Here is a 24,987-nt window from a genome sequence, read left to right as displayed (position 1 = left end):
CCTCGTATCGTTGGCATATCAGAATGTGTAGGGAAAGCGCACGCCGACCACGAAGTTCGGCGCGTCCGGCGTCAGGCCGACCGAGACCGAGCCGTTGATGGTCAGGTGCTTGTTCACCACGTGGTTGAGCCCGAAATTCAACGCGGCCGCCGTGGTTTCGCTGCCCGGTACCTTCGAGTACGAGCCGCCCGGCGCGCGCGTCTTCGATTCCGGTTCGAGCGCCATCGTGTACGAGATGCTGGCCGAGTCCTTGTCGGAGAACGCGAGCGCGACGCCGCCGCCGAACTGCACGACGTCGCCGAGCTTGACCGTCGCCGGTTCGGTTTGCCCCTGCACCGACGAGATGTCCGCGAACGAGCGGGCGACGTTATACGTGTACGACAGGCTGCCGAACAGCACCACCGGGTCGTAGGTTTTCAGCAGCGAGACGCCGGCCGTGACGTTCCACATGCCGGTGCCCGTGGGCAGCTTGTTGGGCGCGACCAGGTTGGTGTTGTTGGCGTCCACCTGCACCAGTTTCTGGCCGAACGGCGAGGTGCCGGTCGGGGCCTTGATGCGCAGGCTGCCGACCACGTCGGGCAGGCTGTTGGTCTCTTTCAGGAACTGGTAGTAGATCCCGAAGTTGATGTCGCCGACATTGCTGCCGTTCACCGACGCGTCCGACAGCGTGTTCGCCGCGCCGCCCGCGCCGCCGACGATGAAATTGCTATGCCGGTAGATGTACGGCACGTCGACGTCGATACTCATGCGGTCGGTCAGACCGTAGCGCGTATCGAGATCGGCCATCACCTGGTGCGACTTGGTCTCGCCGAGGTTGATGTTGCCGAGGAAAATCGCGTCGAGCGCGAGGAAGCCCGACAACTGCAACTGGCGGCGATCGTAGTAGGTGTCGCTGATGCCCCAGTCCATCGTCAGCTTGTGGTCGAAGAGCGGCGCGTGTTCGCGTTGCACGACGGCTTCCTCGGCTTGCGTGCGCACCGGTTCGTTGGCTTTCTGGGTCGTGCCGATCGCGCCGCTGCCGTCGGTGGCGGCGGGCAGGCCGCCCGCGCTGTTGCCCTCGGGCGCCGGCGGGTTGACGGGCACGCCGGTGGCGGTGCCCGTGTTGCCGCCTGGCGCCGGCACGCCCGGATTGACCTGGGCGAGCGGCGGCAACGGTACCGGCAGCCCGTCGGCGCCGGGCTGTTCGGCCACCGCTTCGCTGCCGGCCGGTGCACCGTAGCCCGGCATGCCGCGGCCGCGTTGCGCCATTTCGAGATTGGTGACCTGTGTTTCGAGCGAATGGATCTGCCGCTGCTGCTCGTCGACGACCCGCATCAACGTGTTCAGACGGTCTTCTACCGATTGTCCCGCCAGCGCCTGAGCGCCGGCACTTTGCGAAAGCGCGAATAGCAGGACGGCGGCCGGAATGGCCGCCAGTGCCGTGCGCGGCATTCTGGTCGATGAAAAATTGTTCATTTTGTGTTCCCCCGGTGTTCCGGCTGCACGCCGTCCGTTGCCGGGCGGCGCGCTGCCGTATCTTTACTGCTGGTCCTACGGTTGACGGGTGGCGGCCCGACGCTTCATCTCCGGTTTTGCAGCGCTTGTAGTACGCCTAACTGACGGATCATCGCGGCTGACATCTGCTGCGTCTGCAAACTCAACTGCAATGCGTTGGCGACTTGCTGGTTATTGCCTGCAATCTGTAGTAACTGGGCGATTTGCCCGTTGCCTGGCGTGATGGTCTGGGTGGCGAGCCCAGCCGGTGTTTGTAATGCGACGCTAATGCCATTGCTGCCGAACGTGATGCCGGCTTTGACTGAGCCGGTCGAATTGCTGGCCGCTGCCGACGGGACATTGGCGGCGCCCCCCAGGACCACGGCGTTATTATTGAAATCGATGATTGCCGAGTTGGAACCCGTGTTCTTATCGCCCGCAACCTGGGTGACTTGCGACACGCCGTTCACCGAAATGTTTTGTCCACCGGTGGCTTGAGCGTTCGGGTTGGCACCCGAGTTGCCGCCGCTGCCCCCGGTTACGCTTGCCATCGAATTGACGGCGGTGCTTACCTGTCCGACGGCGTTCTGCACCGCCGACAGCGTGCCTTGGGCGAGGGCGGTCACGCCGTTGGGCAACTGCCATTGCGAAATGACGTTCAGCACGAAGCCGGAAATCATCGTGCCGCCGGCATATTTGCCAGTCTGGGCGGCGAGCACATCGTCGCCGACCATCTGCACCTTGAGGGCTGCGGCGTCGGTGTCGTGAGCGGCGAGAAATTCGGGTACCGGTGGCGAGCCGGCGCCCTGTGCCGCATGGGCGCTGCTGGTCAGGCCGCACATCAAGGTGCAGATTGCGAGCCCGAGCTGAGTGAGCTGTTGCTTCATGGTTGAGTCAGAACAGGTCTGCCTTGATCAAGCCGTACTCGACAAAGGGAGTCGCCGCGGTGCCGTTAGCCAGCGCGCTGGCGCGCAGCTTCAGCGCGAGCGACTCGTTGTCCTGCAAGAGCGGGGAATCCTCCCTGAAGGGTTTGCCGAGGACCGCGAAGACGAGACCGTTCCAGGTCTTCGCGAAGTCCTCCTGCATCACGATGCGATTGCCCAGCGCCGGATCCGCAATGAAGATGCGGCCTTGCTCGGCGTGCTTGACGATCACGAAGTGTTCGTACCCGTCGATGTTCATCAACACCATCACGGGAATCTGTAGATGCTGGAGTGCGTCGACGGTGACCCGGAAGCCACGGCCGCGCATGCCGATGGTCTCGACGAACTTCTTCATGTCGAGCATCGAGAAGCCATTCTTGACCACTACTTCGGGCGTGGAGAACACCATCATCCGGCGGATCAGTTCGGTTTCCGGAATGTCGATGCCATAGCCGAATTTGAGGAGGGTCGCCAGCGCCGCCGCACCGCAGCTGTAGTCGAACTGCTGATTGACGATGTGGCTGTAACGGATGTCCTTCATCGAACGAACTGTCTTCGTCAACGGCACGCCCGCGAAGGTGGACGTGTCGATGCTCGCCTGCGCGTAAGTCTGGTCCACGCACAGCGTGCAGCTTGCCAACGCTACGGCGAACCGTAGCGCCGGGAACCCCTTGAACCCGGACATGCTGGTCTCCTGCTCCGTGGTCGCGCCGGCCGCTGCGATGGCGGCCGGCGCGTCCTCCCTGCTGCTTTTCTGGCTTCTTCTACCCGCTGTCGCGGTGCCGTCAGCTTAGTGACCGCTGTTCAGCGCTGCGATTGCGAGGCCGTTGTGTTGCAGGTTGCCCGCGCCACCGGCAATGTTCACGCCGATGTTGCCCGACGCGTTCATCAAAGCGCCTGCGCCCAGCATCGCGGTGCCCTGGAATTGACCCTTGACCGACATGTTGGCGGTTTGCGAGTTGTCATCCGTGGCGACCATTGCCGTGGTTTCGGCATTCATCGGCGTGGTCGTCGTCACTGCACCGGCGAGGCTGTTGTTCTGCACGTTGCCGATACCCGACGAGACGTTCACCCCGACATTGCCCGACACGCTTTGCAGCGAGTTGTCGCCGATCGACGCATTCAGATTGAAGTTGTTGATCTTGGCGGTGCCGGCCGAGCCTTGCGAGTTGAAGATCTGCGCATTGCCGAACACGTTGCCGACGTCGACCGAAGCGAGCGACACGTCGTTGCTCTGAGCGTTGTCGATACCTTCCGTGATGTTGATGCCCAGGTTGCCCGAGACACCGTTGGCGGCGCCGTTGCCGGTCGTGGCGGTCAGCGTGCCGGCGGCTTGCGTGTTGATGTGCTGCGTCACGGAGCCTTTCACCGTCACGTCGGTTGTGGCGAGGCTGGCGTCGATACCCCATGCTGCACCGTAGGCGTCGGTGGAAGACGACGAGCTCTTCGAATAGCTGGACGACTGTTCGCCGACCGCGGCGTAGCCGGACCCTTGGCTCGCCTTGTAGCCCCACACCTTGCCTTGTCCCGAACCTTCGCTGGCTTCGAAGCCGCCTGCCACACCTGCCGAGTTGGTATAGCTCGATTCGTTGTAGCCGGCCGAGAATCCGCCGCTTGCATGCGCCGAGCCTTCGCCGAAGAACGGCGTATTGAAGCCCTGATAGTTGTAGCTGCCGCCGATCGAACCGCCGGCCGCGATATGGCCACCGGCGTTCTGGCTGGTGTGGCTGAAGCCGCCTTCAATGCCGGCTGCCTGCTGGCTGAACGAATAGCCGCCGCCTTGCACCGCGCTGCTCTGGCTGCCATACACATAACCGGCAGACGCTTGCGCGCCTTGCGAGCTGGACGATTTCGACGAATGGCTTTGCGTCAGCACGGCGTATGCGACGCCACCGCCGACGACCGACGACGAGTTGTTATTCACCGACGTCGTCACGTGGCCGCTCGTGTAGCTCTGGGCTTGCGGGTCGAGCGACGCGTTGACGTTGACCATCTGGCTGTTATTGATCACCGCGCCGGCCGTGCTGGACACATGCACGCAACCGTACAGGCCAACCAGACCTTCGACGCCGACCGCTTCACCCACCAGCGTGGCATTGAACAGGTAGACCTTTTGCGGTGCGGCAAAGGCGCTGCCGGATGCGGCAACGAGGACGGCTGCGGCAATAAGAGTGCGCTTCATGATTCGCTCCGATACTTTAAGTGTGGTCAGTTAAAAAAAGTGCCCGCCGGGGGACGGAGCACAAAACTGTTTGCCGTGGCATTACCGGCGCCGGCTGTCTGGTTGATCTGCACGATCCCGCTGACGTTCTTGAAGGCATCGTTGGAGATGTTTGCCTCGCGTACGCTATGAACCCCGATGGATTGACCCAGACTTCCGTTTTTCGGGGCCGTCGCGGATAGCTCCCCATCCGAGACGGTCTCGACTCCGAGCACAGCGGCGGTCCCGATCTGGGTGCTGTTGCGCTGCAGATTCCCTGCTCCGGCGGACTGGTTCACCAGTACCGCGCCGGATGTATTCGAAAAGGCGTTCGCCTGAATCGACGCCTGTGCATTCGTGACCTTCGCGGCAACCGTCGCGCTTTGCGTGCCGACATTGGCATTGCCCACCGAGCCGCCGTTGGTCAGCGTGATCTGATTGGCCTGGGCGTTGTCGAGACCGGCCGTTTCATTGACCGCGAACGCGCCGGTGACACCCGCGCCGGCGCCGTTGCCGATGATCGCGTTGGCGCCGACGGTCGGCACGGCTTGCGCGTGCGCCTGGCCGGCCAGCAGCGCCACGCCGCCAAAGCACAGGCCCAGCGCCATCCGCAGTGAACCCAAGCGCGGTGAACGCACGTTGAGCGGGTTCATTTCAAACCTCCGAGTGAGCCGCTCAGCGCGTTCGACAGCGGCGCCAGCGCGCCCGTCACCGACGAGGTGATCGTGCCGCCGATCCCGGGGCCGGGCAGGCCGATGCCACCGGCGTTCAGCGCGACGTTGTTGCCGGTCGTCTTGCCGCTGAGGATTTGCGTAACCGCCTGCATGCCGGTGCCGCCGAGCACGCCGCCGTCGGCGACACCGCTGGACCCGTGCGCATTCGTCAGATCGGTGTCGCCCACGAGTTGGGCGATCGCCGGATTGAATGAATTGGCCGGGAAAGTGGTGGCACGTACGGCAACCGGATCCTGGTCTTTCGGCACCGGGATAAACGCGTCACGCGGCGTGACCGTGCGCTCAACGATGATGTCGCCAGGGTTGACGGTTTGCTGCGCGTTGGCGCAGACGCTGAAACAGGCACAGGCGGCGAGCAGGGTGGCTCCAGCTAGCGCGGCCAGGAAGACGGGAGGGCGGGTCGACGGCGTGGTCGACAGCGAGACGGGTGATGCCTGCGGCGATCGCTGCGCGCACGGCATGCGGGTTGAGATAGTCATGTCGGTTCCCTGCCTTTGTCTCTGTAAGCGGGTGGCGCGCTTTGCGCGTCACCGCCGCCGGTATGCGTCGTTAATCTGTTCGGTTACTTTCTTTGGTAATTGGCCACGTTGCCTTGCGCGGAACGCGCGGCGTCGACCGGAATCGGTAGCGGCGACGAGGGCGGGGCGATTTCGTCCCACAGCGTCACGCTGTTGCCGTTACCGCTGCCGCTGCCGCGCATCAGCTGCGGCGTCGCGGCCACCATCAACATGCCGACCGCGCCGCCGCGTTGGCGCGACAACACCTGGTCTTCGAGCGAAAAATCGTTCACGGATGCACCATCGACCGGAAAACTCAGCGCGTTGCCGGCGAGCAGGCTGAACTCGCTGGACGTCGAGGCCGTCCAGACCGGCGTGGCCTTGACGCGCAGCGTCGCGTTCGTGAACGAGGCGAAGCCGCTGTCGTTCGAGTCGGCGGAATCGGCCAGCGTGGCGCTTTGCGCCTGGACGGCTTGCTGGGCACGGGCGCCGGCGGGCAGCACGAACAGAGCGGCGGCGGCGCACAGTGCGGCGCAAGACGCGAGGCTGCTTAGTTCGGTGCGGAAAGCGAGTCGCATGATGTGTCTCCTTGGTGCACAGCATTTAGCGAAACGTGTGCCATCGGTCGCAATCCGTTGATGCATCTGGATGCGACCGGCATACCCCGGAGTCAAGCTCGACAAATCGGACAAAAACGTTTCAGCGCTGAAACGGCAGGCAGAAAATACCTATAATTTGTTAATTGCGGCGGTACGAAGTACCTTCGGGTCTACGCTAGGAAAAGCGCTTCCACTCGTGTTTTATTTGTCGGCTTAATATCGATGGATCGCCCGCTAAGCCTTACTGGGTATGGGATTTGCGATTAAATTCGCATAATTGTTTTCCAAGCGACGCGCGTATAGTAAGCTCTCGAAAAAGAGCTTCAGATTTAAAAAAGCCCGCTAACGGGCCGTCTCAAACACACACGCCGCTTTCTTGGGGATCAGCTGTCCGCACGGAATGGAATGGCCGTTCGGTTTTTGCTATTGCGCGAATCCCGAACGGGTCAGCGTGTCTGAATCTTGGTTCAGGTGCGTGCGTCATCCTTAACGTTCGTTGACGAGAGGATCTGAATAATGGAACCCGCAACGCGGCAACTGATTTACGTTTCACGCGACCCGAGCGCGGAGCTGCACACACGCTTTCATCAGCGTGGCTGGCATGTCGAAGTGGTGGGATCGGCGCGTGACGTGCGCCGGGCGGTTCGCGCCGGCATGGCGGCGGGCGGCCTGCTCGATCTTTGCAGCGACTTCCAGCCGCACGAAATTGCCGCCTTCGAATCCTGCCTGACCATGCCGAACGTCGGCTGGGTCGCGGCCACCTTGCCCGGCCAGTTGCAGGACGCCGCCTTGCGCCGGCTCGTGCGCGACTACTGTTTCGACTATGTCACGGTGCCGTATTCGGGCGACCGGATCGTCGATTCGGTCGGCCACGCGTACGGCATGATCTCGCTGGGCGAACCCGCTTCGAACGATGCCTCGCAAGGCGCCGAAGGCGAAATGGTCGGCTCGTGCGACGCCATGCTCGCGCTGTTCCGCTCGATCCGCAAAGTGGCCATGACCGACGCGCCGGTGTTCATCTCCGGCGAATCGGGCACCGGCAAGGAATTGACGGCGGTCGCGATTCACGAGCGTTCAGCGCGGCGCAACGCTCCGTTCGTGCCGATCAACTGCGGCGCGATTCCCCCGCATCTGTTGCAATCCGAACTATTCGGCTATGAGCGCGGCGCGTTCACGGGCGCGAATCAGCGCAAGATCGGCCGCGTGGAAGCGGCCAACGGCGGCACGTTGTTTCTCGACGAAATCGGCGATCTGCCGCTCGAAAGCCAGGCGAGCCTGCTGCGCTTCCTGCAGGAACGCAAGGTGGAACGGCTCGGCGGCCATGGCGCGATCGACGTCGACGTGCGCATCATTTCGGCTACCCACGTGGATATGACCGCCGCGATGATCGAAGGGCGCTTCCGCTCCGATCTCTATCACCGTCTGTGCGTGCTGCAGATCGACGAGCCGCCGCTGCGCGCGCGCGGTAAGGATATCGAACTGCTGGCGCGGCACATGCTGGAACGTTTCAAGAAAGATGCGAGCCGCCGTCTGCGCGGCTTTGCGCCGGATGCGATCGCGGCGCTGCATAACTACGGCTGGCCGGGCAATGTGCGCGAGCTGATCAACCGGGTGCGGCGCGCGATCGTCATGTCAGAAGGGCGCGCGATCACGGCGCGCGATCTGGAACTGGCCGAGTACGTCGAGATCGTGCCGGTGTCGCTCGCGCAGGCGCGCGAGGCAGCCGAGCGTCAGGCAATCGAGCTGGCGTTGCTGCGCCATCGCGGCCGTCTCGGCGACGCCGCCCAGGAACTCGGTATTTCGCGCGTCACGTTGTACCGGCTGTTGTGCTCGCATGGCATGCGGCACATGGAAGGCGAACCGCTGGCCGCGCCGCACGGCGATTTGCCGGCTACGGTGCCGCATCTCTAGACCTTGCGTTCCACCGCTCGCGCGCGTCGCGGGCCGGGGGGATGGCGGGCGTCGATATTTTCTCTGGTTCGTGCCGCGCTCCGGCGTCGTCCGGCCGCGCTTGTTAAAATCGGGTTTTCCGCTCAATTTTCGTGGCGCGCCTGGCGGTTGCGCCGCGCGCGTCGTCGAAGGAACCCGCATGAAACAGTATCTGGACCTCGTCCGCACGATTCTCGACACCGGCACATGGCAGGAAAACCGCACCGGCATCCGTACCATCAGCATGCCGGGCGCGATGTTGCGCTTCGACCTCCAGCAAGGTTTTCCCGCTGTCACCACGAAGAAGCTGGCGTTCAAGTCGGCGATCGGCGAACTGGTCGGGTTTTTGCGCGCGTCGCGCAGCGCCGCGGATTTTCGTGACCTCGGCTGCAAGGTGTGGGACGCGAACGCGAACCAGAATCCGCAATGGCTGGCCAATCCGTATCGCGAAGGGCCGGACGATCTCGGCGACGTGTACGGCGTGCAGTGGCGCCAGTGGCCGGCCTACAAGGTGCTCGACGCGGGCGCGAGCGCGCAGCTGGCCGACGCGCAGTCGCGCGGCTTCCAGGTGGTGACCGAATTCGACGAGAACGGCAGTCCCAAAGTGCTGCTTTACAAGGCGATCGACCAGTTGCGTCAATGTCTGGACACGATCATGCAGAACCCCGCCGACCGGCGAATTCTGTTTCATGCGTGGAACCCCGCGGTGCTGGATCAGATCGCGCTGCCGGCTTGCCATCTGCTGTATCAGTTCCTGCCGAACGTCGCGCGGCGCGAGATTTCGCTGTGTCTGTACATTCGCAGCAACGACGTCGGGCTCGGCACGCCGTTCAACCTGACCGAAGGCGCGGCGTTGCTGCATCTGGTGGGCCGCTTGACGGGCTATACGCCGCGCTGGTTCACGTACTTCATCGGCGACGCGCACATCTACGAAAACCAGCTCGATATGTTGCAGCGGCAATTGACGCGTGAGCCGTATGAGAGCCCGGCTTTCGCGATTTCAGATCGCGTGCCGGACTATGCGACGACCGGTGTGTATGAGCCGGAGTGGCTGGAGAAGATCGAGCCGTCGGATTTTTCGCTGGTGGGTTATCGGCATCACGAGCCGCTGACCGCGCCGATGGCGGTCTGAGCGGTTGGCGGCCTGCGTTCGGCTCGCTTGAAAAATAAAAACCCCCCGCGATGTGAGTCGCGGGGGTTTTTTGTTGCACCTCGAGTTCAGGTGCGCGGATTAAAGCTCGGCGCTGCCGGGTTTAGCCCTTGTGATGCTCGTCATGGTTGCCACCGGACGAGTGCTGCTCCTCGTGCTGCGGATGCGCTTCAGGACGCTGCGCCTGCTGCGGACGCGGTTCCGGATGCGGTTGCTGCGCCGGTTGCGGACGCGGTTCCGGGCGAGGCTGCTGTGCCTGCTGCGGACGCGGTTCCGGGCGCGGCTGCTGCACCTGTTGCGGACGCGGCTCCTGACGCGGTTGCTGCATCTGTTCCGGACGTGCTTCCTGACGCGGCTGCTGCGCCTGCTGTGCCGGCTGCGGATGGTATTCCTCACGCGGTTGCTGCGCCTGCTGCATCGGCTGCGGATGAGCTTCTTGCGGCCGTTGCGCTTCGCGCGGCGCTTCCGCCTGACGCTCAGCCTGTTGCTGCGGCTGCGGCGGACGAGCTTCTGCCTGCCGCGCCGGCTCCTGCTGCCCGCCACGCTGCTGCGCCTGCTGAGCCATCGGCGTATGCGGCTGCGTCCATGCCGGCTCGTGGCGCTCGTTCGCGCCCGGCTGCTGGCCGGCCTGCTGAGGCATGCCGTGCTGCTGCGCGTTGGCTTGCGGGTTGCCGCCGTTCGCTTGCGGCGGACGCGGCACGCCGTTTGCCGGATGTCCCGCTTCGCCCGGTTGCTGGCGTTCATTGGCCATCGGTTGAGGCATACCCGGCCGAGCCTGCGCCTGCTCGCCACGTTGCGGCTGACCGGGCGCCGCGCCGGGCATCGCCCCCGGACGCTGCCCTGCCTGCTGCATCCCGCCAGGCGCACCCGGCGCACCCGGCGCCGCCCCCGGCGTACGTCCCGGCATATGCGACTGCACGACCCGCACGTTCTGCACCGGTAATGCGCTGGGACCGCCCGCCATGTGCGCCGGCACGGAGGTCCGCACGATCGGCTGACCCGCGCCCGGCACCCGTCCACCGCTCTGCGCGAAATTCTGCGCGAGGGTGTCGTGATAGGCGGCCGGCATGGCGGGACTGCGCGTCGCGACCACCGGACGTGCCGCGACACCCGCCGGCGGCCGGTAATTCGCGTTGCGCAGACCCGGGCCGAAGCTTTCCTTGACCGGCGCGATACCCACGCCGCCCGGGTTGATCTGCGCGTTGCGCCATTGCTGCGGGTCGACCTTTTGCGCGAAGCGCGCCACCGGCTGACCGTGCACGAAGGCCGTCGCCGGCACCGCGGTGACAGCGCCCGGCGCGCGATAGTTGATGTACGTGTTGTGAATGTTGGTCACGTTCACATTCGTCACGTTGTGGTTGTAGTTGTTGACGATCGTCGTCTGGTTGACGCGGTTGTAGTAACCGGGGCTCCAGTGATCGTGACCGCCGCCCCACTGCGGATGCCACGGCTCGCCGGGGCCGAGCGGGAACCACGCGACGCCGGCCGCCACCGCGCCGCCGATCGCCAGACTCACGCCCCAGTTGACCCCACCGCCGCCTCCGCCGCCCACAAAGGCGACCAGCGCCGGCGCGTAGACCGGCGGCGCGCTAACCACGATCGGACCCGGCACCCACGCCCACGCGTCGTCGACCTGGGCCCAGCGGCCGTAATGGTAGGGCGCGAAGCCCCACGGCGCATCGTCGACCCACGTCCAGCCCCACGGCGCCTGCCAGACCCAGTGGCCTTCGTGGTACGGCGCCCAGCCGACCGGCGTGGCGCGCGGCACCCACACTTCGCCGTATTGCGGGCTGCTGCGCCATGTGCCGTTGGCGTCGAGGTCTTCGTAGCCGGGAATGTCGCGCGACACGTAGCGTGCCGACACCGAGCGGTCTTCGGCGGCATCGCGCGCGGCGGCCCACTGGTCGAAGCCGTCGAGGCCCGGCACGCCGTTGTCGGCGACCTGTTGCAGACTGGTGCCGCCGAAGCGGACCTGCTGGCCCGCCGAAACTTGCACCTGACCGCTATCGCCGTACACCGTCGCGCTACCGCTGCGCACGGTCACGCTGGTGCTGCTGCCATCCGGCGCGACGTCGACGCGATAGTCGCCGGGGCCGTTCAGCCCGAGCGCGAGATTCGGCGTGTCGATCTCATACGACGAACCCGGCGCCAGTTCGCGCACCCGCGTCGACAAGGTGCCTTGCGCGACTTTGAGTTGCGCGCTGTTGTCGTCGAGATTGAGGATATCGAGGCTGGTGGACTGATCGAGGCGCACCGCGGTCGAGCCGATGTGCAGCTCCGAGCGCGCGTTCTGGTCGTTCCACAACTGATCGCCGGTGGTGAGCGGACGGTTGAGCTGCGCATACGACCAGTCGGTCGCGCCGGCCGGTTCGGTGGTCACCGTGCCGGCCATGTAGTTCAGGCGCGCAATGCGCCCCGGCGGATCGGTGTTCTGCGTCGAGGCGACCTGAGGAGCGGGCTGGACTTCCTGCGCGATGCCGGCCTGAGCGGCGAGCAGAAACGCCGCGGCCGCGATCAGGGTGTAGCCCGTAATGCGGCGATTCGAGTGTTGATCTTTAGTGTGTGTTCTCATGATTTATCTCCGGCGGACGCGGCATTTTGCTTCATCCGGAGTTCACTTTACATGCCGCGTATGTTTCAAGACCCCCACTTTTGTAAGGCCACCTCACCGGCGTGTAACAAAAGGTCTCGATAAGGCATTCCGTAAGCTGATTGGAGAATTTCTGTAATCGCATCAGAGGGTTACGAGCGACACGGGTGGTCGTTCCGACGACGATTCAGCCTGCCAGAAACGTATCGAAATGACGCTGCCCCGCCGGCGTGACGCGCAGGATTCGCGGCCGCTCGGTCCGCTCGACCCAGCCGTGCGCGGACCACGAGTCGAGCAGCGCCGCGCCGAGCGCGCCGCCCAGATGCGGCCGGCGTTCGCTCCAGTCGGGGCAGGTGCAGGCAAAGCGGCGTCGACGGCTTTTCTGCGCCGACAGATCGATGCCCCATTCGGCGAAGCGGCTGGCGCCGTTTTCCGTTGCTTCCAGCGAGGTGCCGTCCAGCGTCAGCAGACCGCGCTGAACCAATCGCTCCAGCACGCGCACGGACAGCTCGCCCGCCATATGGTCGTAGCAGGTGCGGGCGTAGCGCATGTCGAGCGGCACGGTGCGCACCGGGCGCGGCACGGACCGCTGCGGCGCGCTGATTTGCGCGACGTTGGCGAGCGCTTCGATGGAGGCGGCAATATCCGCCGACGCGATCCGGAAGTAGCGATGCCGGCCGCGCACTTCGAGCGCGAGCAGACCGCCGTCGGTCAGGCGGGCGAGATGCGCACTCGCCGCCGACGGCGAGAGCCCGGCGATGACGGTCAGTTCGCCGGCCGGGCGGGCGCTGCCGTCCATCAGCGCCCACAGCATCGCGGCGCGGCCGGGGTCGGCGAGCAGCGCGCCGATCCGGCTCAGGCCGGGGAAATGGTTCTGTTCGTCGGCGAGCTTGAGGGTCATGGGGTGTCTCCTTCGAGTCCGGGCAACCGGGTTGCCGTTGGCGGCGCCGCCAGGGCGCCATACGGACCAATGTACCGATCCGCGGCATTCTATGTTTCAGCTTAGCGTGAAGTGTTGCATGCATGCGCTACGAAAACCCGGCAGGCGCATCGGGCGCGGCGCGGTGGCTGCCGCTCCTGAGCCGGCTTGATCCGCCAGGCTAGAATCGAAGCCTGTCTTTGCGGGAACACGCAGTCATGAAAACTCTTCTCGCCGCGCTGGTCGCGGCACTGCTGCTCGGCGCGTGCGTGCAGGGCGGTGCGGATTCGTCGGGGGCCGGCACTGGCAGCATCACGATGTACGGCACGATCGACGAGGGCGTTACGGTGCATAAATGAGCGACGGACAACTGCCTCGACCGTGCGGGCGCTGCCGGTGATAGCCCTGCGCTACCTTGGCGTGACCCGGACACAAAGCCCCGCGCCGACGGAAAGCTCACCGAAAGCCTCAACCAATTCCCGCAACAATTCGCCTCGCCAACCGCGCCGAACCCACGACGCTGTCAATATTGCGCTCGTATAATCGCCTCCTTTCAATGCATCCGATTGACCGGAGTCAACATGAGCACCCCTTCCGCAGCCCCGTTTGACCGTTCCGAAACCACTTTCCGCTTTCTCGCCGAACCCAGTTCGGTCAACTTCGGCGGCAAGGTGCACGGCGGCGCGTTGATGAAGTGGATCGACGAGACCGCGTACGCGTGCTCGGCGGTGTGGTCGGGCCGCTATTGCGTGACCGTCAGCGTGGGCAATATCCGGTTCCGTCGGCCGATTCTGGTCGGTAACCTCGTCGAATTGCGCGCGCGGGTCGTGGCGACGGGCCGCACCAGCATGCACATCCACGTGTCCGTGCAAGCCGGCGACCCGAAGGGCGGCGAGCTGATGCAAACCACGGATTGTCTGGTCGTGATGGTCGCCGTCAACGAGAACGGCCACCCGGTGCCGGTGCCGGCCTTCGTGCCGGAAACGGATGAGCAGAAGCGTCTTGCGAAATACGCGATGGACGTGAAGGAAGCGCTCGACGCGATCGTCGAGTTGAAGCCGGAAGAAGTGGCGCAGGGGAAGGTTTAAGCGGTGCCGGCAGGGATTGCCGGCGCGCCGGGCTGTCCACGCGAACAGGGCGTTTGCGAGGACAGCGGGTCAGGCGAGCCGCAAGCGCAGCAACAGAGCGACTTGACCGGCCGTAGCGTCGAGGCGCTCGACCGGCCGACCAACTCGCCACGCTGACCGGTCGCTCAACCGGCCGCTTATCTGGCCACTCAACCGGCCGAATGCCCCACCATCTCCTTCGGCTTCACCCACTCGTCGAACTGCTGCTCGGTCACATACCCGAGCGCAAGCGCCGACGCCTTCAGCGTGGTGCCTTCCTTATGCGCCTTCTTCGCGATTTTGGCGGCCTTGTCATAGCCGATGTGCGGATTGAGCGCCGTCACCAGCATCAGCGATTCGTTCAGCAACGTATCGATACGCTCGCGATTCGGCTCGATGCCGACCGCGCAGTTGTCGTTGAAGCTATGCGCGCCGTCGGCCAGCAGTCGCACCGATTGCAGCACGTTGTGCGCAATCATCGGCCGGAACACGTTCAACTCGAAGTTGCCGCTCGCGCCGCCGATATTCACCGCGACGTCGTTGCCGAACACCTGCGCGCACAGCATGGTCAGTGCTTCGGATTGGGTCGGATTGACCTTGCCCGGCATGATCGAACTGCCCGGCTCGTTCTCCGGAATCGATAGCTCGCCGAGACCGCAACGCGGACCGCTCGCGAGCCAGCGAACGTCGTTCGCGATCTTGTTCAAACTCGCGGCGACGGTTTTCAACGCGCCGTGCGCGAACACCAGCGCGTCGGCCGCGGCCATCACTTCGAACTTGTTCGGGGCCGACACGAACGGCAAGCCAGTCTGCTTGCCGATCGCGGCCGCGACCTTGTCCGCGAACTGCGGATGCGCGTTCAACCCCGTGCCGACCGCGGTGCCGCCCTGCGCGAGTTCGTACAGATGCGGCAGCGTCGCTTCCACGTGACGAATGCCGTGATCCAGTTGCGCCACGTAACCCGAAAACTCCTGGCCGAGCGTGAGCGGCGTCGCGTCCTGCAGGTGCGTGCGGCCGATCTTCACGATGTCGGCGAACGCTTTCGCCTTACCGTCGAGCGTATCGCGCAGCGTCTTCAGCGCCGGCAGCAGATGCTTGACGATCGCGTCGGCGGCGGCCACGTGCATGGCGGTCGGAAACACGTCGTTCGACGATTGACCGCGATTCACGTCGTCGTTCGGATGCACTTTGCGCGCTTCGCCGCGCTCGCCGCCGAGCAATTCGCTGGCGCGATTCGCGATCACCTCGTTGAGGTTCATATTGGTCTGCGTGCCCGAGCCGGTTTGCCAGACGGCGAGCGGAAATTCGTCGGGATGCTTGCCCGCGATGATCTCGTCGGCGGCGGCGATGATGGCTTTGGCCTTGCTTTCGTCGAGCACGCCGAGACCTTGGTTGACCTCGGCGGCGGAGCGCTTGATGACGGCCAGCGCGTTGATCAGTTCAAGCGACTGTTTCTCGGTCGAAATGCGGAAATTCTGCAGCGAGCGCTGCGTTTGCGCGCCCCACAGACGCGCGTTCGGCACGGCGATTTCACCGAACGTGTCACGCTCCATTCGTACGTCTTCAGTCATGTTCAACTCCGCTTTTCAAAGTTCTGCGTTGACAGGCAATAGGGAGAATAGACCCGTTAGCGCGTTCCGGTACAAACCCGCTTGCGGATCGAAAATGTAGGTGCGGCGCATGCCGTTTTCGACGTCGGTCCACACCAGCGGCGACAGCGGCGCACCGATCGAACGCAGGTAGGCGAGCTGCGCGGCGTCGGCCAGCGTTACGCGGTAACTGACCTCGGGCGCGATGGCGCGCGCGAAGATCTGCGCGACCTGGTCGGCGAGCGGCGCGCTGTGAATCACCAGCGCCAGTTCGGTGTTCAGATTGGCCGAACGCGGGTCGAGATTCATCGAGCCGATGACCAGAATCTGGTGATCGATCACGTAGGTTTTGGCATGCAGGCTGGCGCGCGAACGCGAACCGGCAATCCCCGCGCGCGGCGTATTCTGCTGCGGTTTGTATTCGTAAAGTTCGACGCCTTGCTGCAGCAGCGGCACGCGAAACGGACTGTAGCCCGCTTGCACGGCGACCGCGTCGGTGGCGGCGAGCGAGTTGGTCAGCACGGCGATCCGCACGCCGCGATGCGTCAACACGCCGGCCGCCTCGACACCCGATTCGTGTGGTACGAAGTACGGCGAAATGATCAGGAAATCTTTCTGCGCGTCGTGCATCAGCTCGGCGAGACGCTGCATCGGCGGACTGACATAGTCCGGCGACGGGTGGATGATTTTCTCCGGCAAATCCGCCTTGAATTCGGCTGGTGCCCAAGTGAGGCCGAGCTGGTCGTCGGCGATTTGTGTGGCAAGCGGGGTCGCGTTCAGCGGCTTCGCGTTGTACGGATCGGCGTTTTCGCGCCAGTGCTGACGCAAGTCGTCGCGCGTCTTGTCCAGTTCTTTTGCGTCGAATTTCTGATGGTTCAGCGCACGCAGCGGATAGGCAATGCTGCTGTTCCAGTAGTCGTCGAAACTGGCGGAGACGTCGGCGGTGATCGGGCCCGCGGCGAGCACGTCGAGATCGCGGAATTGCAGCGTTTCGCTGGCGCTGAAATATTCGTCGCCGAGATTGCGGCCGCCGACGATCGCCAGCTGGTTGTCCGCGATCATCGCCTTGTTATGCATGCGGCGCGTGAAGTGGCCGATCTGCGTGAACAGGTTCGTAGTGCGTTCGAACACGCCTTGCTGCGCGCTGCCGAACGGATTGAACACGCGAATCTCGATGTTGTCGTGCGAGTTCAGACCCGCCATGACCTGGTCGATGTCTTTGAAGTTCAGATCGTCGACCAGCATGCGCACGCGCACGCCGTGGTCCGCCGCGTACAGCGCGGCGCCGAGCAGCAGCTTGCCGGTGGTGTCTTCGTTGGCAATGTAGTACTGCATGTCGAGCGTTTTCGTCGCCGCGCGCGCGAGCGCGATGCGCATCTGCAGGGCGTCGGTGCCGCTCGACAGCACGCGAAAACCGGACTCGTTCGGATGCGCGGCTTCGAGCGGCGCAAGCGCGGTATGCAGCGGCGTGGTCTCGCTGACGGGAAGCGCGTGGGTGACCTGACGGTCGAACGCGGTGGCGGGGGGCTTGGTGGCGCAGGCGGTCAGGAATGCCGCTGCGACGCACAGCAGGAAGAAATGTCCGCTTGCCGCCCACGCCGATTTTCCGTGGGACGTGCTCAACGCGTGCTGGCGTTGCAGTGCGGTCTGGCTTGAGTTTTGGTTCTGCTTCTGATGCCACGGCACGCGGGCTTCTCCCTTGAACGCAGGCTTCTCATGGCGAGAGCGCAGGCACTCGCCTGCGCTGTCGAGAAATGCATTCTAAGGGGAATCGCGGAGCCGAGCCGGGTTCGCCCGTATGACGGCGAGGGGATTAGCCGCGTTCGACGTTCAGCACGCGTTCGGCTTCCTGATGCGTCGAGCCCTTCGCTGGACGTCCTGCCCAATAGCCCGCGAGCAATGAGCCGGAGAGGTTGTGCCACACCGAAAACAGCGCGCCGGGCAGCGCGGCGATCGGTGTGAAATACAGCTTGCCGAGCGTGGCCGCGAGGCCGGAATTCTGCATGCCGATTTCGATCGCGAGAGTGCGGCAGACGGCTTCGTCGAAGCCCAGCAGACGGCCGCCCCAATAGCCGCCGAGCAGGCCGATGCCGTTATGCAGTACCACGCCCAGCATCACCACGAGACCGACCGACGCGATGCTCTTCTGCGTGCCGCCCACCAGCGCGCCGATGATAAGGATGATGGCGACCATCGAAATCAGCGGCAGGACCGGTTCGATCTTGCGCACGACCTTGCCGAACAGATGATTGACGACGAGGCCGATCACGATCGGCAGCGCGACGATCTGCAGGATGCTCATCAGCATGCCGTGCACGTCGACGACAATCGAGGCGTCCACGTACAGACGCGTGAGCAGCGGCGTCGCGAACACACCGACGAGGGTCGACAGCGCGCTGATCGTCACCGACAACGCGACGTCGCCGCGCGCCAGGTAAATCATCACGTTCGACGCCGTGCCGCTCGCCACGCTGCCCACCAGCACCATGCCGGCGGTCAGATCGGGCGGCATGCGCAAGGCCTTGGCGATCACCCAGGCGGCCAGCGGCATCACGAGATAGTGCAGCACGATGCCGGCCACCACCGGCGCGGGCCGCGTGAAAACACGCTGAAAATCGGCCACGGAAAGCGTGACGCCCATGGCCAGCATGATGATGGTGAGCAGCGTGGTGACATGCGGCGCGATGCCGGCGAACGAGGCGGGCGAGCTGTACGCGGCGATCGACACGAGCACGGCCCAGAGCGGAAAGAGGCGGGTGACGCGGGCGAGCATGATGGGTGGTCCTTGATGTTTTGTCGCGAGTTTCTTCGCGAGTTTTATTGTGGAAAGCGAGGTCGAATGAGCGGCGCGCGGCAGTATAACTGGCCGCCCGCCGCATCGATTTAAACGGATGGACCCGCTGTCCCCGCTTCGACCGGCACCTGCCGCAAGCTCAGCTTGTGAAAGCGCAGCGTCATCAGCAAGGCGACGCTCGCGAGCCCTGCGGCCAGTCCCCACCACAGGCCGAGCGCGCCGAGGCCGAAATGAAACGCCAGCGTGTAGCCGGTCGGAAAGCCGATCACCCAGTAACCGAACGCAGCGGCAATCATCGGCACGCGGGTGTCTTTCAGACCGCGCAGACAGCCGGAGCCGACCGTCTGCATGCCGTCGACGATCTGGAAGATCGCCGCCACGCCGAGCAGCGAACTCGCCAGTTTGACGGTGGCCGCGTTGGCCGGATCGTCGAGATGCAGATACAGACCGACGATCCAATGCGGCGCCGCGATCAGCACGATGCCCGACAGCGTCATGAAGCCGACGCCCAGCGCCAGCGCGACGAAGCCGGCATGGCGCGCGGCGAGCGGCTGCCCGGCGCCGGACCAGAAGCCGACCCGCACATTCCCCGCCTGGCCGATCGCGAGCGGCACCATGAAGGCCACCGAGGCAACGTTCAGCGCGATCTGATGCGCGGCCAGTTGCGATTCGCCCAGCAAGCCGACCATCAGACCCGTGGCGAGAAACAGCGTCGACTCGACGCCGTAGGTGATCGCCACCGGCCAGCCGATGCCGAACAATTCGCCCATCAGCGGTACGTTCGGCCGCGTCGCGACGACGAAATGGCGGTAGCGCGGCCGCAGGTGCAACAGCGCCATCAACACCAGCGCGCTCAGCCAGACGGTGATCGAGGTCGCGGCCGCCGAGCCGAGAAAGCCGAGCCGTGGCAAGCCGTAGGCGCCGTGAATCAGCCCGTAGTTGAGAAAGCCGTTGACGAAGACGCTCACGAGCGACACCCACAGCAGTCGTTTCGCCGCGCCGATCGCCGTCAGGAACGAGCGCATCAGGCCGACGCCGATCAGGCTTCCGAGCGAGCCCCAGCGCAATACGGACGCATATTCGCCGACGTTGTGCGCGAGCAGCGTGGGTTCGCCGAACGCCAGCAGGATCGGCGTGGCGAACGACAGCAGAAAGAACGCCGGCACCGACAGCAGCACGGACAGCACCAGGCCGGTCCAGTAGATATGCGGCACGCGGCTTTCGTCCTGCGCGCCGCGTGCATGCGACACGCTCACGCTGACGGAGGTCAGCACGCCCTGCAACAGCGTAACCACGACAAAAAACAGGTTCGCGCCGAGGCCGCCGGCGGCGAGCGCATCGGGACCGAGCGAGCCGAGCAGGATCGTGTCGGTGACGGCCATGGCCATTTGCGCAAGCTGGGAGATTGCGAGCGGCGCGGCGAGCCGCGCGGTGTCGGCGGCATGGCGGGAAAGCGTCGGCGGCCGGGAGGCCACCCGGGTGAAGCTGGACTGAGTCATGAAAGCGCCTGGCGGCGAAAGTGGCGACCGGGTCACGGCCGGCGCGCGTTGAGCGGTCGCGCGTGGGCGAGTGGTGACCAAACGGCGAGGAGCGGTAGCTCGGCGGCTCGGTCAGCCGGCCGTATGTTGTCTGTCGAAACTGACAGCTTATTGCCTGGGCGTGGCGCTGTCGATCAAAGAAGCACGAATTTGGTGCGTGCGGTCCTCCGAATTTCCGGAGCGCGGGCCGCACATGACGCGGAGGGTGTCGTCAGGCTTCGTGGACGGCGATGCGCGTGTCGCCGAACAGCACCACCTGGCCTGCGCGGATTTTGCACGTTTTACGCGTTTCGACCCGACCGTCGACGGTCACCGCGCCGTCGCCAACCATCATTTTGGCCTGCCCGCCGCTTTCCGCGAGGCCCGTTATCTTCAGGAGATTGTGCAATTCGACGTAGTCGCCGGTGAGCGTGAAATCGAGGTTGGGCATGGCGTTTGCACCTTCAGGTAAAGGGTTCGCATCATAAGCCACAAGCTTGCCCTGGATGAAGCGCGCACTGTGCAGCGGGCATTGTGTAGGCTTTTGCAAGCAGATGTTATGTAATTGTCGGAAAGTGAAACGTTCCGTAACAGCGTTCGCGAATTACGAATTTCACTCGTAAAGTGAGTCTCAGTAGCGAAGCTTGCTGGATTTATCCCGCAACGAGAAGGCCGGGCGAAGCATAGGTGTTTGCGCGAAAGATCCGTCACGGCGGGTCGGCACCGTGTGAAGCCAGATAAGACGTCCGGTCACAACAACTTTAGAGAGGATTTAGCCATGACCCAGATTCGTACACTTCTGATCGGTACCGCCCTGACTGCCTTTGCCGCGACCGCCGCTGTCGCGCAGACCGCGCAACCGGCCGCGGGTGCGGACGGCCAGGCTCAGATGCAGATGCAAGCGCCCGCCGCCGCCGGCGTGCAGCCGGTGACGCCGGCGCCGACCCGGCTGACCGCGCCGGGCTCGACCGATCCGCTGGTGCAGAAGCGCGACGCCAACGCCAAGGCCAATGCGGAATACCGTGCGTCGAAGAAGGCGTCGAAGACGGAGCTGAAGGACCAGCAGAAGGCCGCCAAGGCGCAGTACAAGGATCAGGTGCGCGACGCCAAGATCAACCAGAAGGCGGATAAGCAAACCGCCAACAACGAAATGAAGATGAACATGCAAGGCCAGACGGGCGATCAGTCCGATGGCAGCGACGTGAAGCACTAAGCACGGAGGTATCGAATGAGCATTGCCCAGTCCACCAGAAAGCAGATTTACGCCGCGTTGATCGCGGGGTGCCTGTCGTCCATGGCGACCGTGGCGTTCGCGCAGGCGAGCGATCCGGCCGCCGCGCCGGTGACGCATGCCGACAAGAAGGCCGCGAAGGAGCAGGCGAAGGCGGACAAGAAATCGTCCGTCGCCCAGGCCAAGGCGGACAAGAAGAAGACGGACGCGCAGGCCGACGCCGATAAGGCGAATGCCGACGCCAACGTGAAGGATGCGAAGAAGCAGTAAAGGCACGCTTTGCCGCTGAGGGAGGACGACCCGAAATAAGGGTCGCTTGTCTGCAAGGGTTGTATGGATATACAGTATGCGTCGCCATCCTCCCTTCACCTCAGTGTCCGAAACCACGTGCTTTCCGTCGCCGACTCTCCGCCGCCGTCCGATACGTCCGCCGCGTCCGGTTCACCCGACTCGGCGGACTCCGCCAGTTGGCTGGCCAAGCTCAACGACGCGCAGCGCGAAGCGGTCGAATACGGTGCCGATACGCCGAACGCGCCGCTAGGCGCGCTGCTGGTCATTGCGGGCGCGGGCTCCGGCAAGACCAACACACTCGCGCACCGGGTCGCCAATCTCGTCGTGAAGGGCGCCGATCCGCGCCGCATCCTCCTGCTGACCTTTTCCCGCCGTGCGGCGCTCGAAATGACGCGCCGGGTTACGCGTATTGCAGGCGCGGCGCTCGGCGCGCGCGCCGCGCTTGCGCAGGGGCTGACATGGTCGGGCACCTTCCATAGCGTCGGCGCGCGGCTACTGCGCGAATACGCGGATCTGATCGGCCTCGCGCCGGCCTTCACGATCAACGACCGCGAAGACTCCGCCGACCTGATGAATCTCGTGCGCCACGAGCTCGGTTTGTCCGCGAAAGAGCGTCGTTTTCCGGCTAAAGGCACCTGTTTCGCCATTTATTCGCGCGTGGTGAACACCGGCGCATCGCTGACCCATGTGCTCGACACCGCGTTTCCGTGGTGCCGTGAATGGGAAAACGATCTGCGCCGGCTGTTCGCCAGTTACGTCGACGCGAAACAGAAGCAAAGCGTGCTCGATTACGACGATCTGTTGCTCTACTGGTCGCATATGGCGGTCGAGCCGGCGATCGCGGCGGATCTGTCGGCGCGCTTCGATCATGTGCTGGTCGATGAATATCAGGACACCAACCGCTTGCAGGCGTCGATCCTGCTCGCGCTGAAGCCGGACGGCCGCGGCCTGACCGTGGTCGGAGACGACGCCCAGTCGATCTATTCGTTTCGCGGCGCGACCGTGCGCAATATTCTCGACTTTCCGGCGCAATTCGATCCACCGGCGCGCCAGATCACGCTCGAACGCAACTACCGGTCGACCGCGCCGATTCTCGCGGCATCGAACGCGGTGATCGAACTGGCCAGCGAGCGCTACACGAAGAATCTGTGGACCGACAAGGCCTCGGCGCAACGCCCGCGCCTCGTGACGGTCGCCGACGAAGCCGATCAGGCGCGCTACATCGTCGAACAGGTGCTCGAAGCGCGCGAGGAGGGTATGACGCTCAAGTCGCAGGCGGTGCTGTTTCGCGCCGCGCACCATAGCGCCGCGCTGGAGATCGAACTGACCCGGCGCAACATTCCCTTCGTGAAGTTCGGCGGCCTGAAGTTTCTGGATTCGGTCCACGTGAAAGACGTGCTCGCCGTGTTGCGCTGGGCGGAGAATCCGCGCGACCGCGTCGCCGGGTTCCGCGTCGTGCAATTGCTGCCCGGCGTCGGGCCGGCCACCGCCGCGAAGGTGCTGGACGAAATCGCCGCGCGCGCGGGCGCCGGCAATCCCGCCGACACGGCCGGCGGCGCGCTGGCCGCGTTCACCGCGCCGGCTCGCGCGCAGGAAGACTGGCATCCGTTCGTCAAGCTGATGTCGAGCGTGTACGGCCGTCAGACTCCGTGGCCGTCTGAATTCGAAATGGTGCGGCGCTGGTACGAGCCGCATCTGGAGCGCAACCACGAGGACGCGGCGATCCGTCACGCCGATGTGTTGCAGATGGAGAGCATCGCGGGCACGTATCCGTCGCGCGAACGCTTCCTGACCGAACTGACGCTCGACCCGCCCGACGCCACCAGCGGCGAATCCGGCGTCCCGCTGCTCGACGAGGACTATCTGATCCTGTCCACGATTCATTCGGCGAAGGGGCAGGAATGGCGCAATGTGTTCGTGCTGAACGGCGTCGACGGCTGCATTCCGTCCGACCTCGGCACCGGCAGCGAAGAGGACATCGACGAGGAGCGCCGCCTGCTTTACGTAGCGATGACGCGGGCGAAAGAGGACCTGCATATCGTCGTGCCGCAGCGCTTCTACGTGCACAACCAGACGCATATGGGCGACCGCCACGTGTGGGCGTCGCGCACGCGCTTCATTCCCGCGCATTTGATGCCGCTGTTCGACGCTTACGCGTGGCCGCGGGTGGCGATCCCGAGCGCACCCACGGCGACGGGGCTCGCCGCCGCCGCGCGGGCGAAGATCGAGATTGGGGCGAAGCTGAGGAAGATGTGGGATTAGGGGCGCGCTGACGCGCTCCTGGTGGGACGGCCCCGGCGGCATGCAAGCCGCCGCCGGACACCTAACGCGTTACCGCGACTGCCGCTGCTGCTGTTGCGGCGCCGGGCGCGGCGGTACGAAGAAATTACGCAGCCAGGCCGCCAGGCGCGAAAACACGTCGTACGGCTCTTCGACGAAAATCTCCGGTTTGAGCAGGCGCAAATATTCCATGATCTGTTGCGCTTCCTGCTTCTGGAACGAGCCGTGCGAAATGCCCAGCCGCAGCAGCCCGCGCAGTTCGCCGAGCTTCTCCCGCGCCGTGCTGCCCACGCCCGTTTCGCATCCCACCTTCGCCTCATACACCCGCTGGCGCAGCGATTCCACCAGCCGCCAGGCCGGCGTCTGCATGACTTCCTCGAGCGCCTGGATGTCCTGCGCGGCGCTTTTGATCTGCGCCGCCAGCGGATCGATCAGCGCGGCGTCGCCTTCGGCTTCCTTGACGATCGCCGCCGCCCAGTCGCGGCACTGCTTGGCGAGCTCTTCCGGCGTCCATTCAGAACGCGCCGCGAAGCCGAAACCGAATTCGCCCGCCTGCCGCATCAGAATCGCGACGACGTCCGGGAATTCCTTGTCCAGCGTACGTTTGGCCCAGGCGTACTGGCCGCCTTGCAGCATTCGCTGCACGGCGTGTTCGGTCAACGGCACCATGTTGTCGAGCAACTTGGCGCGCAAGAAATCCTCGAAAGACGGCGTCGCGAACTGCGGATCGAGCTTCAGCGAAACCCGCAGAAAAGCGTCGAAATCCTTGCGCAGCGTCGCAATGGTCTCGTCTTTGAGCGTGAGGGTAATTTGACCCATGTGTTATCCCGTTTGGTCCTGCCGCGCGGCTTCGTCGCGTCGTCCGGCCGCGCATGGACCTGGTGAGACGCGACCCGTGATGCCGGCGCGATTGCTTCCTGCCTGTTGCCGCGTCACCAGCGGGACGTCATATCCCGATGAGCGGACCTCGACTTCATATCGGCGGATTCAGGGAAAACTTAAGGGCATGCGGCGGATGGGAGCCGGCATTAGAAGGAAGCATCGCCCAATGGGTTCGTGCCTGATGTTTGCCGTGCCTGGTTTGTTGCGCCTGGTTGCTGCGCTTGGCTTACGCCTGGTTGCCGAACTCCTGGCCAGCGCCCTTCGCGGCAAAAAACGTCACGGC

The 24,987-nt window shown here is 64.6% G+C and carries 22 protein-coding genes; 7 read left to right on the top strand and 15 right to left on the bottom strand.

Features of this window, described 5'->3' with window-relative positions; translation table 11 throughout:
• Window positions 1–18: 18 nt before the first annotated feature.
• From B0G83_RS13525 to B0G83_RS13495, 7 genes are all read right to left on the bottom strand, one after another.
• Window positions 19–1,455, bottom strand: coding sequence for a hypothetical protein (locus tag B0G83_RS13525; RefSeq protein ID WP_105507906.1), 1,437 nt, complete (start codon window positions 1,453–1,455; stop codon window positions 19–21).
• A 104-nt stretch (window positions 1,456–1,559) separates the two neighbouring features.
• Window positions 1,560–2,360 carry a peptidase C39 gene (locus B0G83_RS13520; RefSeq protein WP_105507905.1) on the bottom strand — a complete coding sequence of 267 codons (801 nt, stop codon included), beginning with the start codon at window positions 2,358–2,360 and terminating at the stop codon, window positions 1,560–1,562.
• Window positions 2,361–2,367: 7 nt separating this feature from the next.
• Window positions 2,368–3,081, bottom strand: a complete 714-nt coding sequence (locus B0G83_RS13515) for a C39 family peptidase (RefSeq protein WP_105507904.1) — start codon at window positions 3,079–3,081, stop codon at window positions 2,368–2,370.
• A gap of 105 nt (window positions 3,082–3,186) precedes the next feature.
• Window positions 3,187–4,578 (bottom strand): hypothetical protein, encoded by a 1,392-nt coding sequence (locus B0G83_RS13510; RefSeq protein ID WP_105507903.1) that lies wholly within the window; start codon window positions 4,576–4,578, stop codon window positions 3,187–3,189.
• A 26-nt stretch (window positions 4,579–4,604) separates the two neighbouring features.
• On the bottom strand, window positions 4,605–5,204 hold the full coding sequence (locus tag B0G83_RS13505) for a hypothetical protein (protein ID WP_105508107.1): 600 nt from the start codon (window positions 5,202–5,204) through the stop codon (window positions 4,605–4,607).
• Between the two features lie 41 nt (window positions 5,205–5,245).
• Window positions 5,246–5,809: a hypothetical protein gene (locus B0G83_RS13500; RefSeq protein WP_105507902.1), complete on the bottom strand. Its 564-nt coding sequence runs from the start codon at window positions 5,807–5,809 to the stop codon at window positions 5,246–5,248.
• Between the two features lie 83 nt (window positions 5,810–5,892).
• On the bottom strand, window positions 5,893–6,405 hold the full coding sequence (locus tag B0G83_RS13495) for a hypothetical protein (RefSeq protein WP_105507901.1): 513 nt from the start codon (window positions 6,403–6,405) through the stop codon (window positions 5,893–5,895).
• A 537-nt stretch (window positions 6,406–6,942) separates the two neighbouring features.
• Between B0G83_RS13495 and B0G83_RS13490 the strand changes: the two genes are divergently transcribed.
• Together B0G83_RS13490 and B0G83_RS13485 are read left to right on the top strand one after the other, a co-directional pair.
• Window positions 6,943–8,337, top strand: a complete 1,395-nt coding sequence (locus B0G83_RS13490) for a sigma-54 dependent transcriptional regulator (protein ID WP_105507900.1) — start codon at window positions 6,943–6,945, stop codon at window positions 8,335–8,337.
• 178 nt (window positions 8,338–8,515) lie between these two features.
• Window positions 8,516–9,487: a thymidylate synthase gene (locus tag B0G83_RS13485; protein ID WP_105508106.1), complete on the top strand. Its 972-nt coding sequence runs from the start codon at window positions 8,516–8,518 to the stop codon at window positions 9,485–9,487.
• 121 nt (window positions 9,488–9,608) lie between these two features.
• On the opposite strand, the gene B0G83_RS13480 is transcribed toward B0G83_RS13485, so the two are convergent.
• Entirely contained in the window at window positions 9,609–12,077 is a 2,469-nt protein-coding gene (locus B0G83_RS13480) for a DUF6600 domain-containing protein (RefSeq protein ID WP_105507899.1), read from the bottom strand.
• A gap of 205 nt (window positions 12,078–12,282) precedes the next feature.
• Window positions 12,283–12,996, bottom strand: a complete 714-nt coding sequence (locus B0G83_RS13475) for a helix-turn-helix transcriptional regulator (RefSeq protein ID WP_105507898.1) — start codon at window positions 12,994–12,996, stop codon at window positions 12,283–12,285.
• Between the two features lie 236 nt (window positions 12,997–13,232).
• Between B0G83_RS13475 and B0G83_RS38610 the strand changes: the two genes are divergently transcribed.
• Window positions 13,233–13,373, top strand: a complete 141-nt coding sequence (locus tag B0G83_RS38610) for a hypothetical protein (protein WP_181156848.1) — start codon at window positions 13,233–13,235, stop codon at window positions 13,371–13,373.
• A gap of 222 nt (window positions 13,374–13,595) precedes the next feature.
• The gene (locus B0G83_RS13470) at window positions 13,596–14,102 is read left to right on the top strand and encodes an acyl-CoA thioesterase (RefSeq protein ID WP_105507897.1); all 507 of its coding nucleotides are present in this window, start codon (window positions 13,596–13,598) and stop codon (window positions 14,100–14,102) included.
• Window positions 14,103–14,290: 188 nt separating this feature from the next.
• Here B0G83_RS13470 and fumC read toward each other — a convergent pair whose 3' ends face one another.
• From fumC to B0G83_RS13445, 5 genes are all read right to left on the bottom strand, one after another.
• On the bottom strand, window positions 14,291–15,691 hold the full coding sequence (gene fumC, locus B0G83_RS13465) for a class II fumarate hydratase (RefSeq protein ID WP_105507896.1): 1,401 nt from the start codon (window positions 15,689–15,691) through the stop codon (window positions 14,291–14,293).
• A gap of 15 nt (window positions 15,692–15,706) precedes the next feature.
• Window positions 15,707–17,332 (bottom strand): phospholipase D family protein, encoded by a 1,626-nt coding sequence (locus tag B0G83_RS13460; RefSeq protein WP_258167887.1) that lies wholly within the window; start codon window positions 17,330–17,332, stop codon window positions 15,707–15,709.
• Between the two features lie 190 nt (window positions 17,333–17,522).
• Window positions 17,523–18,482, bottom strand: a complete 960-nt coding sequence (locus B0G83_RS13455) for a bile acid:sodium symporter family protein (protein WP_105507895.1) — start codon at window positions 18,480–18,482, stop codon at window positions 17,523–17,525.
• A 110-nt stretch (window positions 18,483–18,592) separates the two neighbouring features.
• On the bottom strand, window positions 18,593–20,002 hold the full coding sequence (locus B0G83_RS13450; RefSeq protein WP_105507894.1) for an MATE family efflux transporter: 1,410 nt from the start codon (window positions 20,000–20,002) through the stop codon (window positions 18,593–18,595).
• Window positions 20,003–20,252: 250 nt separating this feature from the next.
• On the bottom strand, window positions 20,253–20,471 hold the full coding sequence (locus B0G83_RS13445; RefSeq protein ID WP_035547440.1) for an RNA-binding S4 domain-containing protein: 219 nt from the start codon (window positions 20,469–20,471) through the stop codon (window positions 20,253–20,255).
• 327 nt (window positions 20,472–20,798) lie between these two features.
• Between B0G83_RS13445 and B0G83_RS13440 the strand changes: the two genes are divergently transcribed.
• The 3 genes from B0G83_RS13440 (at window position 20,799) to B0G83_RS13430 (ending at window position 23,804) form a co-directional block, all read left to right on the top strand.
• The gene (locus tag B0G83_RS13440; RefSeq protein ID WP_105507893.1) at window positions 20,799–21,233 is read left to right on the top strand and encodes a hypothetical protein; all 435 of its coding nucleotides are present in this window, start codon (window positions 20,799–20,801) and stop codon (window positions 21,231–21,233) included.
• Window positions 21,234–21,248: 15 nt separating this feature from the next.
• Window positions 21,249–21,521 carry a hypothetical protein gene (locus B0G83_RS13435; RefSeq protein ID WP_105507892.1) on the top strand — a complete coding sequence of 91 codons (273 nt, stop codon included), beginning with the start codon at window positions 21,249–21,251 and terminating at the stop codon, window positions 21,519–21,521.
• A gap of 63 nt (window positions 21,522–21,584) precedes the next feature.
• Window positions 21,585–23,804 (top strand): ATP-dependent helicase, encoded by a 2,220-nt coding sequence (locus B0G83_RS13430; protein ID WP_105507891.1) that lies wholly within the window; start codon window positions 21,585–21,587, stop codon window positions 23,802–23,804.
• A gap of 69 nt (window positions 23,805–23,873) precedes the next feature.
• On the opposite strand, the gene B0G83_RS13425 is transcribed toward B0G83_RS13430, so the two are convergent.
• Entirely contained in the window at window positions 23,874–24,641 is a 768-nt protein-coding gene (locus B0G83_RS13425; protein WP_105507890.1) for a DUF4088 family protein, read from the bottom strand.
• Window positions 24,642–24,987: the final 346 nt, after the last annotated feature.

The sequence above is a fragment of the Paraburkholderia sp. BL21I4N1 genome, assembly GCF_002973525.1.
GTDB lineage: Bacteria > Pseudomonadota > Gammaproteobacteria > Burkholderiales > Burkholderiaceae > Paraburkholderia.
Note: the sequence above shows the minus strand (reverse complement) of the source record. Positions and strands in the feature narration are given on the sequence as shown.